At 53.3% G+C, this 12,798-nt stretch carries 17 protein-coding genes; 7 read left to right on the forward strand and 10 right to left on the reverse strand.

Going from position 1 to position 12,798, the window contains the following annotated elements:
- Positions 1-41: 41 nt before the first annotated feature.
- The 10 genes from AC2Q8J_RS07665 to merR form a co-directional block, all read right to left on the reverse strand.
- Positions 42-488, reverse strand: a complete 447-nt coding sequence (locus AC2Q8J_RS07665) for a MerR family transcriptional regulator (RefSeq protein ID WP_486452558.1) — start codon at positions 486-488, stop codon at positions 42-44.
- A 760-nt stretch (positions 489-1,248) separates the two neighbouring features.
- On the reverse strand, positions 1,249-1,599 hold the full coding sequence (locus AC2Q8J_RS07670) for a hypothetical protein (RefSeq protein ID WP_486452559.1): 351 nt from the start codon (positions 1,597-1,599) through the stop codon (positions 1,249-1,251).
- Between the two features lie 16 nt (positions 1,600-1,615).
- The gene (locus AC2Q8J_RS07675; protein WP_486452560.1) at positions 1,616-2,170 is read right to left on the reverse strand and encodes a c-type cytochrome; all 555 of its coding nucleotides are present in this window, start codon (positions 2,168-2,170) and stop codon (positions 1,616-1,618) included.
- A 90-nt stretch (positions 2,171-2,260) separates the two neighbouring features.
- Positions 2,261-2,560, reverse strand: a complete 300-nt coding sequence (locus AC2Q8J_RS07680) for a hypothetical protein (protein ID WP_486452561.1) — start codon at positions 2,558-2,560, stop codon at positions 2,261-2,263.
- A 56-nt stretch (positions 2,561-2,616) separates the two neighbouring features.
- Positions 2,617-3,369 (reverse strand): copper resistance protein B, encoded by a 753-nt coding sequence (locus AC2Q8J_RS07685; protein WP_486452562.1) that lies wholly within the window; start codon positions 3,367-3,369, stop codon positions 2,617-2,619.
- Between the two features lie 13 nt (positions 3,370-3,382).
- Complete coding sequence (locus tag AC2Q8J_RS07690) at positions 3,383-5,257, reverse strand: copper resistance system multicopper oxidase (RefSeq protein ID WP_486452563.1); 1,875 nt, start codon at positions 5,255-5,257, stop codon at positions 3,383-3,385.
- 27 nt (positions 5,258-5,284) lie between these two features.
- Positions 5,285-5,794 carry a DUF411 domain-containing protein gene (locus AC2Q8J_RS07695; RefSeq protein WP_486452564.1) on the reverse strand — a complete coding sequence of 170 codons (510 nt, stop codon included), beginning with the start codon at positions 5,792-5,794 and terminating at the stop codon, positions 5,285-5,287.
- A 903-nt stretch (positions 5,795-6,697) separates the two neighbouring features.
- Positions 6,698-6,856, reverse strand: a complete 159-nt coding sequence (locus tag AC2Q8J_RS07700) for a DUF4917 family protein (protein ID WP_486452613.1) — start codon at positions 6,854-6,856, stop codon at positions 6,698-6,700.
- A gap of 41 nt (positions 6,857-6,897) precedes the next feature.
- Positions 6,898-8,187: an ISL3 family transposase gene (locus AC2Q8J_RS07705; protein ID WP_486452565.1), complete on the reverse strand. Its 1,290-nt coding sequence runs from the start codon at positions 8,185-8,187 to the stop codon at positions 6,898-6,900.
- A gap of 78 nt (positions 8,188-8,265) precedes the next feature.
- Entirely contained in the window at positions 8,266-8,712 is a 447-nt protein-coding gene (gene merR, locus AC2Q8J_RS07710; RefSeq protein ID WP_006911920.1) for a mercury resistance transcriptional regulator MerR, read from the reverse strand.
- Positions 8,713-8,785: 73 nt separating this feature from the next.
- Between merR and merT the strand changes: the two genes are divergently transcribed.
- From merT to AC2Q8J_RS07745, 7 genes are all read left to right on the forward strand, one after another.
- Positions 8,786-9,136 (forward strand): mercuric ion transporter MerT, encoded by a 351-nt coding sequence (gene merT, locus AC2Q8J_RS07715; RefSeq protein WP_027965778.1) that lies wholly within the window; start codon positions 8,786-8,788, stop codon positions 9,134-9,136.
- Positions 9,137-9,149: 13 nt separating this feature from the next.
- Positions 9,150-9,446 (forward strand): mercury resistance system periplasmic binding protein MerP, encoded by a 297-nt coding sequence (gene merP, locus AC2Q8J_RS07720; protein ID WP_022519794.1) that lies wholly within the window; start codon positions 9,150-9,152, stop codon positions 9,444-9,446.
- A gap of 2 nt (positions 9,447-9,448) precedes the next feature.
- A complete protein-coding gene (merF, locus tag AC2Q8J_RS07725) occupies positions 9,449-9,706 on the forward strand; it encodes a mercury resistance system transport protein MerF (protein ID WP_033988342.1) in 258 nt (85 codons plus the stop codon).
- A 73-nt stretch (positions 9,707-9,779) separates the two neighbouring features.
- Entirely contained in the window at positions 9,780-10,019 is a 240-nt protein-coding gene (merF, locus tag AC2Q8J_RS07730) for a mercury resistance system transport protein MerF (protein ID WP_027965777.1), read from the forward strand.
- A complete protein-coding gene (gene merA, locus AC2Q8J_RS07735; protein ID WP_082051506.1) occupies positions 10,012-11,661 on the forward strand; it encodes a mercury(II) reductase in 1,650 nt (549 codons plus the stop codon). Before merF (AC2Q8J_RS07730) ends, merA begins: the two co-directional genes overlap by 8 nt.
- 5 nt (positions 11,662-11,666) lie before the next feature.
- Positions 11,667-11,870: a hypothetical protein gene (locus tag AC2Q8J_RS07740; RefSeq protein ID WP_169516148.1), complete on the forward strand. Its 204-nt coding sequence runs from the start codon at positions 11,667-11,669 to the stop codon at positions 11,868-11,870.
- Between the two features lie 60 nt (positions 11,871-11,930).
- A protein-coding gene (locus tag AC2Q8J_RS07745) for an IS5 family transposase (protein WP_486452566.1) occupies positions 11,931-12,784 on the forward strand; the annotation gives its coding sequence in 2 pieces (ribosomal slippage) (positions 11,931-12,273 and positions 12,273-12,784; 855 coding nt in all).
- Positions 12,785-12,798 lie beyond the last annotated feature (14 nt).

Consider the following 12,798-nt stretch of genomic DNA (forward strand, 5'->3'; position numbering starts at 1 on the left):
GGCCTTTATCTAACGCTTCACTATTGTTCGATTGCATCGCTCTAGTCCGCTGTGGAGATAACATGATCGCCAAAACTGTTGGCGCTATCCCAGGTTTCGATTAGGTGACAAATACTCTCCCCTGATGGAACACGATCAGGCAAATCACGCCACTCACTGGAAGCCGACTCCATACGCGCCATCAATTTCTGCGCATCGCGCATCTCTTCGCGTATGGACTCTAATCGCTGGTCAATCAGTTTTCGGACTATTGGACAAGGGGTATCGCCGGACGCCGCCATATCAAGGATTTCTCGAATATCCTTCAAGCTAAAACCCAGTCTTTTGGCCGACAACAGAAAGCGCAAGCGTCTTTCTTGCTCTATTCCGTAGCGTCGATAGCCATTGACTGTATCCCTTTCCGGGGAGAGTAAACCCAGCTTTGTGTAATGCCGGATCGTGTCGGCACTCACATTAAATCGTCTGGCAATTTCAGTTACCGTTTTCATAACACCCTTCATCTTGATGTGTATGCGCAACCAACTAGCGGTATCGCAAATACTTTCCAGTTACTTTCCGAGTGCTGAAATTAGGCGCACCCGGTCAAGGAATTGATCGTACAACCTGGGTGTAACACCTAGGTCAATAGGTCAATGTTTAGGAATTCCGAAATAACAGGCGCAGTGACGCCTATCGGAAAATCAGGTGTGTTTTGGAGGATGGAAAATACGAGAAGGGAGCCCGTAGGCACGTGCTCCAGAGGAAGCAGCCCCTAGGGTACTGCTAAACAGATCGAGATTAATTGATGATTTCTGGAATGCAGCTGCCCCACTGATCACACAGGACGAGGCGCATATTCCATTCATGCAATCGATATCGCAATTGTCGCAGGATTCGGAGGAAGCAGTGTCAGTGGTATTTTCGTGGCAAGGAGCTTTCGATGGTTCTTCTTGATTCCCATGATGCGCCATGGCAGAGGCCGCTATACTAGGATCCACCATGATAAGGGAATGGGAGCTATCGTCCGTCATTGGTGCAGGCATAGCAGCCATTAGTGGCTGAGCAATCAACCCCCAAATAACCAACACCATGCCTATCGAACGAAACATAAACTTTCCCTTATATTGAGCAATTGCAGCATATACCCAGTGTAGGCTGCAAGTTTTGACTTAAATCAAGCGATACACACTTAGGTTTTAATCCTAGGAGTCACTCCTGCAATAACGGCAGAATGAATGCGAGCAGCTAGTGGCCATGGAATATAGTGGATCAACTGTCTACCGCTGCCTCTAGTTGCTTAAGTAACTTTTTCATGTCTTTCAGACTGTTCTTTATTGCCGCCAAATAGTCTAAATCATACTTACTTAAATCAGAACGAACTGACCGATTCTCTTTAACCAGCGAATTTCTCAGTAATAAAATTGTACTTTGTAGCGTAGACACTTGCTTCTTGATGTTACGAATTAGCTCTTCTTGACTTGTCGCAGCTGGGTATTCCTTCTGATACTGGAGTACATAGGATCGCTTTTTTACTACTTCTGCGGCTGGATCTTCACCGTTGTGCGCACTAGCTGTCATGGATAAAAATAGTACAGCTATTGCAGGAAAAATTGTTTTCATTGTTCTCTCGCTTTGATTAGTGATTTGACGAACCATTGGTTTCGTCTCGTGCTGTAAGGATTTGATATTGCTCTGGGGTTAAGTCGGGCAATTTTTGCAAAAACGCGACCATTGCCCAAATGCGCTGATCGTCATGTGTCGGCCCCCAAGCCGGCATACCGGACGCCTTAATTCCGTGCTTAATAATCCAGAATTGACGTCGAGCGCTTTGCTCGGAATCAGCATGATCGTGCCCATGCTCATCTTCTTTTTTACTGAGATTAGGCGGTGCGGGATACAAGCCTATACTCATATCACTCTGCATTTTTCCGGGTTTTAGATGGCAAGCGACACACATGTCGTTATAGTCCGGCCCTCCTGCGAGAAGCAACTCGGGATCATCTAACGAAGGAACACTTATGTTTTGTGCTGCCCTATTGATTGATTGTTCGCGCACCGTCTCCAAGAGCCAATAAGTCAACTTATTGTGGGGCACATCGGCTCCCATTGGATAAGCACCGGAATACACATAAATTGCTCCACCTGCGAATACACCGATGACAATAAGAATGAGGTATTTCACTGTTTTCATTTTTATATCCCTGGCGACATCAGTGGTCGCGCTTGTCAAAATTGGCTGCGGCAAGCCTGATTACAACACGCCACATCTCAATAGTTCAGGCTAGTGATTATGACCATCATTATGTTGATCCTCTTTGTTAGCATCGCTGTCATCGGTTGTATTTCTTTCAGTATCACCACCATGATGGTTTTCAGCAGATTCTTCACTCATACACTTTTTCATCATTGCCATCATAATTGGATCTTTGGTATCCAATTTAGAGTGATCCATATTTTTCATGGCTTCACATTTTGGCTTTTCCATCTTAGCCGCATGCTCAGACGGGTCGTGAGCATGAACAGATGCGATTGAAAATAAGCTGACTAACAAAAAGCAAAAAGTGACTTGTATATTCTTCATTGGTAAATCCTCATATTGATTTAGAGTATATTTAGTTAATTAAAGTGGTATAGGCGTTAAAACCATGCCCGCACGCCTATCACCCATTGGAGATCATCGGTGTCCCCTCCTTCGGCACGCGCAAAGTCAGCGGTATTACCAAAACTTTTGTTCCAGTTAACACCTATGTACGGGGCGAACTCTCGCCGAATTTCGTAACGCAACCTTAATCCAGCCTCAACATCAGAAAGACCGGAACCTATGCCGAGATCTTCATCGTTTTGCCCATATAAATTGACTTCGATCTCGGGCGTCAAAATCAGTCGCTGGGTAAACAACAGTTCATACTCGGCCTCCAGTCGTAATGCAGTACGCCCACTTTCTCCGACAAACAATGCTGTATCGATTTCAAAAAAATAGGGGGCAAGACCTTGAAGACCAATGACCGCCCAGCTCCGATTCGGAGTGGGCTGAAAGTCCTGTCGAAACCCCACCTGTACATCCCAAAACGGCGCAATTGCCCGACTATAGAGTGCCTGTAATTCAGCCTCTTCGGTTTCTCCATCGTTTCGTTCTACTTCTGTCTTGAACCATAGTTTTTGCAAATCCTTTCCAATCCAGCCTTGTCCATCCAAAACCCACGGATCGCCATCATCCGCGTCGCGTACTTCAAATTGATCAATTAACACCTTAGTTAACAGTGGATCATCCTTAGCGCCCGCTAACACATGGTTTGCAGAACCCAGCAACAAAGATACGATAAGTGTGGATGAGCAGAATTTCCTGTTAAACAAGAGTGAGTTTGGTGGTCGCCTATTAAATAACTTCATCGATTGATTCTCCTTAGCTCACTCGGACTTCGCGGAACATACCGGGCATGTGATACACCAAATGACAGTGGAAAGCCCAACGTCCAATGGCGTCAGCAGTGACTAAATAGCTAATTTTTGATCCCGGCTGAACGATCACCGTATGCTTGCGAGGAATAGACTTCGGATCACCAGTTTCCAGCTCACTCCACATGCCATGTAGATGCATGGGATGGCTCATCATGGTGTCGTTTACCAGTGTGATTCGGACGCGCTCGCCATATTTCAGCTGCAATGGCTCGGCATCGGTGAACTTGATACCGTTCATCGACCACATATAGCGCCCCATATTCCCGGTTAGGTGGAGTTCTATTTCACGACTGGGTTCACGTGGATCAGATGTTGGATATAGATTTTTAATGTCGCCATAAGTCAGCACCCGCCGCCCATAAAGCTGCTGGTGATTCCGCAGGCCGATGCCTGGGTCGTGCAAGCCGCTTTGAGGGCTCTCGGCGCGCATATCAACATGCGGCCCTGTTTCACTCGCAACATGCGTTATTTCACGAGTACTGCCAAAGCCAGCCTTTCCTAACGATTCCCCATGGTTTTTGTGCTCCATGGTCTTCATACCGTTCATCTGATGTTGACTATGATCCATATCCGACATTTCGCTCATGTCGTGCGCGCTGTGATCCATAGCAACTGTTCCCGCCATACCAGTCATACCAGTCATACCGTGCATGCTGTGATCCATACCCATGCCCATATCACGGTGCCCTAATGTTGGTGCATCATCCATTGGGGGTACCGATGGGGTCAGCCCGATATCCGGTGTTAATGTGCCACGGGTATAACCTGTACGGTCAATGCTTTGTGCAAAAACGGTATACGCGCTGTCATTACTGGGCTCGACAACAACATCGTAGGTCTCGGCAACACCGATTCGAAATTCGTCAATCGTCACCGGCTCAATATTCTGACCATCAGCGGCCACTACTGTCATTTTTAAACCAGGAATACGCACGTCAAAAATGGTCATTGACGAGCCATTGATAAATCGTAAACGTACCTTTTCACCGCGTTTGAACAGGCCGACCCAGCCCTCATCAGGGGTAACACCGTTCATTAGATAGGTATAGGTATAACCCGTAACGTCGGATATATCGGTCTCACTCATGCGCATTTGATTCCACATGGATCGCTCATTCCATGTTTGCGCGACACCTTTATCCTTAATATCCCGCCAGAGATCACCAACTGTGCGTTCACGAAAATTGTAGTAATGACTGAGTTTTTTTAACTTGGCGTAAATCGCCTGTGGGTCTTCATCAGACCAATCCGACAACATGACCACATAATCACGATCATAGCTAACGGGATCGGGGTCCTTGGGATCAATAATGATTGCTCCGTACATCCCTGTCGGCTCCTGAAAGCCCGAATGACTGTGGTACCAATAGGTACCACTTTGATTAATATCGAACTGGTACTCAAAAGTTTCACCCGGCTTTATGCCGTTAAAGCTAAGGCCAGGCACGCCATCCATGTCCGTTGGTAAGATAATGCCATGCCAATGAATAGAACTATCTTCAGCAAGGTTATTCTTAACCCGTAGCGTCACTCGATCACCCTCGCGCCAACGCAAAACTGGCGCTGGCACTGAACCATTGATAGCTGTCGCCATACGACTCTTACCAGTGAAATTAACCGGCTGATAGCCTATGTTCAGATCAAACTCATTTCCTCTTAGTATCGTTGGCCCCAGACGGTTTGAAGGCGAGGCGATTGACAATCCCGATGTAAGCCCTAAACCCAAAAGGGCGCCACCCGCTGCAACGCCTGTCACAAAACGTCGGCGAGACATTAAAGGCGACTCCAACAGTGTCTCGTCTTGCAAACTGTTTTTCATTTCATACCTCTCAAAATCAAATGCCAGCTAACGCTTTCCATTGACATGTTCATAAACTGTGTGGCCACCATCCTTGCTTAATAGCAATACGTCGTAGGGGTCGAAGCGATCACCCACCTCCATACCAGGGCTACCCACAGGCATACCAGGCACAGCCAAACCAATGGCATCTTTAGGAGGATCAGCAAGAAACTGTTGGATGATATGGCCAGGGATATGGCCTTCAAATACATAACCATCACTTGAGACAGCGGTATGGCAGGACTGATAACGTGGGTCTATGCCTTTATCAGATTTTATCTTGTTCAAATTCGCCGGGTGATGCACTTCGGATTCAAAGCCGAAATCCTCGATATGTGAAACCCATTTTTTGCAGCAACCGCACGTTCGACTTTTATAGACATCCAGCGAGACTGTTTCGTTGGAAATTGAATTTGATGCAGTGGTTGAATTTTCCTGATCAGAACACGCAACAACACTCACAAACAACAGCATGGTGGTGGCAAACCACCCCAAACTTCTAACAACCCATTTCATGGTAACTCCCACAGAGTACAAGGCCTTTTCAGGCTTTATATTTGGGAGTTTGGTGACTCCCGCCAACAACTATCGAGCAAGAAACGCCGAATTTCAGGCGCACTTACCCTGTTTTAGCGGGTAATAGGGGGACGAAAGAGAGAAACAACTAACTGAGAATCCGTCGACTCGTCATAGTGACCAGTTGCCGAGTTCAGACTAGAAGAAAAAGTGGACTGGTAGGCAGGCAATGCCACAGAGGAACACCCACCCAAGCTGCAATCGCAGTCAGGACAGCAGTCGGCCGTAACCGCACCATCTAACGAAAGTACATTTGAGCTCATATGCTGAGAGTGATCCATCATACCCGAATCCATCATCTGCTCCTGAGCTTGCAAAGGGGCAGACAGGCTTTGGCAAGACATGCTCGTAGACGCAACGACCTGACCGATGAATGCCATCATCAGTAGCGCAACGATCAACTGTCTGTATTTTGCTGTTCGCATGATTCGGTTTATTGCAAGTAGTGGGTCAATTTAGCTTCAGCTTACGTAGAACACATCGCGGCTAGACTAGTTCAATTATTTTCGTTCCGCAAGGACTTGCCCCTCCCTATCACAAGGCACCTGACCTCAAAAACAGTCTTAACCAACTGTTTTTATATGATTTATTCCAAATATACACCGATCACATTTTGATCACCCTTCAGCCTCATCAGTCTATTCCGCACTGGGCAGTTTATAGCTATTACGTGCGTCCTTATCAATTAGCCCTGCCAAATACAGGTGCATCAGTACTTGTCTGATTGCATCAATATCAAGCTCATATTGCGCTGCCTTGATCTTCCGAATGACCGGCTGCATCTGGCCTCGAATAATCGTTAAGTACGCCCAGGAATTTTGATTTGGTGACTAAGAATCAGTGTTACGGGTGACACCAGCAACCATCGCTCTCGCTATCAAAAAATCTAACATCTACCTTTTCTCCTAGCTCATCCGCTATAAGCTGCGCCACACGTGTACAGTAGCCCTGATCATTTCCAAATATTGAAAGTGCTACTTTTTCGGGGTATACGGATTTAATGGTTGATGGGGCACCTTCACCCCATCAATCTGATACCACCCTCAGATGGTTGATAGATCGACTCCGTAGTTGAGTTCCTCTGCGAAGTCCGGCAGTCCGTAACCGATGGTTTTCTTGTAGAAAGGAGAGACCTTCGCAGTCGGTGCCTTCTTCTTGTGCTTCGTGGTGTAGAGCATTCGTGCCCGCATCACCTCGAAGGAGTAACCGCGCCCTTCACGGTTCTTGTCCTTGGCCAGTCGGTTGATGGACTCCGTGTAAGCGTTGGTGACGGGCATGTCCGTCTCGAAGTAGGTCATGGTCTCTTCGCGCCAGTTTCCCACTGCCCTGACCAGATCGCTCCAGACTTCCTTTTGGCCCTTCGGGATGGTGGCTATCCACTCGTCCAGGGCGGCTTCTGCCTGGAGCCGTGTGGTGGCGTCCCAGATGCCGTAGAAGCGCTCCTTGTGCTCGTAGGCGGCCAGCAGTTGCGGGAACGCGCCTGTCCAGGTCTCCATGATGAGGCGCTCCCGGTCTGAGACTTCGTGAGCGCGTTTCAGCAGGATTTTCCGGTCTCCCTTGAGAGTCCGGCTCTGGGACGGTTTCAGCTCCTTTCTGAGGCCCTTGCGCACTCTCTCTAGGGCATCGTTGGCCATGCGCACCACATGGAACTTATCGACCACGATACGGGCCTGGGGCAGCACAGCCTTGACCGCTGCCCGGTAGGGGTTCCACATGTCCATGCTGACGATCTCGACCTTCTGCCGGTCTTTCAGCTTCATCAGGTAGTTGGTCACCACGTCCTGGCGGCGGGTGGCCAGCAGGTCGAGCAGGGTTCGCTCCTCAATGTTGGTCAGAATGCAGCGGTAGCGCTTGTTCAGGTATAGCTCGTCAATGCCCAGGATGCGGGGCGTCTCGAAGCGGTGCCAGCGCCCCAGGAACTCGGCGCGGGCGTTGAAGATGTCGCGCACCGTCTTCTCGTCCAGGCCGGTCTGTGCCGCCACAAAGGTGTAGGGGTGGTTGAAGGATTCCTTCTCCACGTACTCATGCAGCCGCAGTGTCATACGGAATCCGTCCACCATCTCCGGTAGCTGGGGCCTGAATGTTGTCTTGCAGGCCCGGCAGGTGTATCGGCGGCGGACCACCCAGAGAGTGACCCGCTTGCCGTGGATGGGTAGGTCGCGATAGGCCACATCGCGCTTGCCGAACCTGACAAACTCACTCTCAACGCCGCATTCCTCGCAAGCTAGAGGCTCAGGAGCTTCGACCTGGTAGTGGAGATCATGCTCTTCCATCTTGGTGCCTAGGACGTGGTACTCGGGAAGGTGAAGGATGTTGTCAGGCAAGCTAGTCATGCAAACTTTCCTTGTCGACATGGTCCATAGATGATCGCGACTCTTTGACCGCGTTGTTTTCAACGAACTGAAGGTGAGTTACTCCCTTGGGTCTTCTGCTTCTCTGAGCCCTTCATGCAATGACGCAATTAGCGGGCAAGTGATATTGCCTTGTTGTGCATGGCATCTGTCGACCATTTCGCTCAGCACCTTCTCAATTCTTTCAAGCCTGTCGATCTTCTCGCGAACGTCCCCTAACTTGTGCTCTGCGAGAGCACTGGCTTCTTGACAGTGGGCGCCATCTTCCAGCCGAAGTAGGTCACTGATCTCATCCAGACTAAAGCCCAGCTGCTGCGCCGTTTTCACGAACGTCAACCTGTCGATATCGGCGGCACTATAGCGTCGAATACCTCCGGGAGGGCGTTCGGGCTCCGATAATAGCCCTCGTCGCTGGTAATAGCGGATTGTCTCGACATTGACGCCGGCCGCCTTGGCCAGGCCGCCAATGGTCATGGTGTCCGCCACTTTATCTGCATGTCTCTTCATGATGCTTGACTCCGTACCAAGCTACGGAAGTAACCTTATCGTAGCTCCCCCCATCCCGAAAGGAGAATCGTCAATGCGGACATCTAAAACGGGGCGAGGGCCCCTGGCCGCCGGAGGAGTCGCGGCCCTCCTGGCCTCGGCGTGTTGCCTCGGCCCGCTGGTGCTGATCACGCTGGGCGTTTCCGGCGCCTGGATCAGCAATCTGGCGGCGTTGGAGCCCTATCGCCCGCTCTTTATCGGCGTCGCGCTGGTGGCGATGTTCTTCGCCTGGCGTCGCGTCTTTCGGCCAGTGGAAAAGTGCCAGCCGGGAGAGGTGTGTGCCGTGCCACGGGTCAGGACGGGCTACAAGGCGATCTTCTGGCTCGTATCGCTGCTGGTGCTAATCGCCCTGGTATTCCCCTACATCTTGCCCCTGTTCTATTAAAAGGAGATCTACCATGAAAGCTCGTTTCGCCTTCATCGCGCTACTCGCCCTGCTCAGCACGCCCGCCTTAGCGGCCCTGCAGACCGTGACGCTGTCGGTGCCGGGCATGACCTGTGCCGCCTGCCCGATCACCGTCAAGGCCGCCCTCAACAAGGTGGACGGCGTCTCGCAAGTCGACGTGAGCTACGCGGATCTCGAGGCCGTGGTCACCTTTGACGACGCCCGAACGTCGGTGGAGGCATTGACCGAGGCCACCATCAACGCTGGGTATCCATCAACCCCGACATCCTCGCAAGCGGATCGAGAGTGATCATGAAGAATCCCAAGCCCCTGCTGCGCGTGAGCGTGATCGGCACCGTCCTGGTGGCATTGTGCTGCTTTACGCCGATCCTGGTGATCCTGCTTGGCACGGTGGGCCTGGCGGGGCTGACGGGCTATCTCGACGTTGTGTTATTGCCGGCCCTGGCCTTCTTCATCGGCCTGACCATTTATGCGATTTGGCGTAAGAAGCAGTTCGACGCCTGTTGTGACAACGGCTCTATCAAATCAAGGAATACGCCCCCTGAGTGACATCAAGCAGCTGCACATCGCGGTCATCGGGTGAGTTGTTTACGAGCTTGCCCGCCACGGTGAAGGAATAAGCGTGAAAGATTCGCAGAAATTTTTAAGCGTCGTGCTTGGCACCGGGTTGATGGTGCTGTGTTGCGCCGCGCCAATCGCCCTGGTGCTATTCGGTACGGCGGGCCTGGCCGCGTTGGCAGGCTATCTCGATTACCTGCTGTTTGCCGCCCTGGCCATCGGCTTACCTCTCTACGCGCGATACCACAAGCGGAAGCAGGATGCCGGCTTTACTAATGAAGACTCGGAGAAACGTGATGATTGAACTCAACGTGAGTGGCATGACCTGTGACCGCTGTGCGGATCATGTCAGGGAAGCCCTGGAGAAGCTGCCCGGCGTGCAGTCGGTGGAGGTATCCTATCCTCAGGGGACGGCATCGGTAGCCGTTGATCCGGAGACACCGGCCTCGGCGTTGACGTTTGCCGTGACCCGACTTGGCTACCAAGCTCGACTGGCCAACAGTGGGCCCACTTCCCCGGCAGGCGCATCGGTGTCCAAGGGCCGTGATGAAGACGCCCCGCACATCGCGGTGATCGGCAGCGGCGGCGCCGCCATGGCGGCGGCCCTGAAAGCCGCCGAGCGCGGCGCCCGGATCACCCTGATCGAACGCGGCACCGTCGGCGGTACCTGTGTCAATACAGGCTGTGTGCCTTCGAAGATCATGATTCGCGCGGCCCATATTGCCCACTTGCGTACGGAAAGTCCCTTCGATGCAGGCCTGAGCGCCCAGGCGCCGGTGGTGGATCGGGCCAAGCTGCTCGAGCAGCAGCAGCGACGTGTCGAGGAACTGCGTGACGCCAAGTACGAGGGGATTCTGCGCGACCACCCGGCCATCACGGTCCTGCACGGCGAGGCCCGGTTTATCGATGCCCATAGCCTGATGGTCAAGCTGAACGAGGGCGGCGAGCAGGTCGTCCACTTCGACCGCGCCTTAATCGGTACTGGCGCCCGACCGGCAGTACCGCCGATCCCGGGTCTTGCCGACACCCCCTACCTGACCTCTACCAGTGCGCTGGCCCTGGACACCCTTCCCGAGCGGCTGATTGTGATCGGCGCCTCGGTGGTGGCCCTGGAACTGGCCCAGGCCTTCGCCCGGCTGGGCAGCCGGGTCACGGTGCTGGCCCGCAGCCGCCTGCTCTCCCAGGAAGACCCGGCGGTAGGGGATGCGGTGGAGGCGGCGTTTCGCCGCGAGAGCATCGAGGTCCTCAAGCAGACCCAGGCGAGCCGCGTGGACTACACCGACAATGAATTCATTGTCGACACCAACGCCGGCACCTTGCGGGCGGATCAACTGCTGGTGGCCACCGGACGGACACCCAATACCGAGGCCCTGAACCTGGCGAGCCTCGGCGTGGAAACCGCACGTGGGGCGATTCTGGTCGATGAGCATCTGCACACCACGGTGCCGGGGCTCTATGCCGCCGGTGACTGCACCGATCAGCCGGAGTTCGTCTATGTCGCCGCCGCCGGGGGCAGCCGGGCTGCCGTCAACATGACCGGGGGCGAAGCCACCCTGGACCTGAGCGCCATGCCGGCGGTGATCTTCACCGACCCCCAGGTGGCCACCGTCGGCCTGACGGAAGCCGAGGCCATCGAGCAAGGCTTCAGCGTCGATACCCGCGAGCTGGACCTGGAAAACGTGCCGCGTGCGCTGGTGAATTTCGACACCGGTGGTTTCATCAAGCTGGTGGCCGAACGCGACTCGGGCCGGTTGCTGGGGGTGCAGGCGGTGGCGGGGGAAGCCGGTGAGCTGATCCAGACGGCGGTGATGGCGCTACGCGCACGCATGACCGTACACGACATCGCCAATGAGCTATTTCCCTACCTGACCATGGTGGAAGGGCTCAAGCTCTGTGCCCAGACTTTCACCAAGGATGTGACGCAGTTGTCCTGCTGTGCCGGGTGAACGATATGAGCGCGACCGTGGTGCCACTGGGCGGCGGCACCACGGGTTTTGGGCATGGACACCACAGGGAGCTCTGTCACGATGAACACGACACTACCCGATTGCGGGATGATGGGGGCGATGGGCTGGATAATGCCAGTGATCGGAATTGCCCTACTATTGCTGCTGGTCCTGGGCATCGCCTGTTTGGTGAAGTATCTGCTCTCTAGGCTTTGTTCGAAAACTCGAATTTGCTAATGTCACCTATGCCTCAGCAGCATAGGTGACCCATGGCAGGACGCTACGAGATCTCCGACAACGGCTGGGCCCTCATAGAAGACATCGTGTCGCCACCCCAGAGAACAGGGCGCCCCCGCCGCGATGACCGCCAGGTGCTGAACGGTATCTTTTGGATACTCTGCTCAGGCGCCAAGTGGCGTGACCTCCCGGAGCGTTACGGTCCTTGGAAGACGGTCTATGACCGCTTCCGTCAGTGGCGCGACGATGGCACCTTCGAGGCCATCCTGGCGCGTCTCCAGCTCTGCTTGCGAGAAAATGGCTTGATGGACCTGGACACCTGGATGATCGATTCGACGTCGATCCGCGCCACCCGTGCCGCCTCTGGAGGCGGCAAAAAGGGGGACACCAAGAACCCGTAGACCATGCGTTGGGCCGTAGCCGTGGCGGTCTGACAACCAAGATCCACATGATCTGCGATCGGCATGGATGGCCGCTGGCCTTCACGCTCTCACCCGGGCAGGATTCGGATACACGGCACTTCATTCCGGCCATGGAACACGTTCACCTGCCTGGAACCAGAGGCAGGCCACGTAAGCGCTGTCGCTACATCGTGGCGGACAAGGGCTACGATAGCGACCCGCTTCGCCGCTACTGCGACCGGCACCGCATGAAGCCGATCATCGCCCGGCGCAAGATGAAGCGAAAGCCGCGCCCTGGCGCCCCACGAGTCTTCGATAAGTCTCGCTATCGAGAGCGAAACATCATCGAGCGCTGTTTCGGCTGGATCAAAGAATTGCGCCGCGTCTGCACCCGCTACGACAAGTTGGCCAGCAGCTTCAAAGCGATGGTATGCCTGGCCTGCATAGATCGTTGCTTGCGTGCCAACTTTTCAGACAGAACCTAGCAAGTGAGCGTACT

The organism is Spongiibacter sp. C9W, assembly GCF_057370015.1.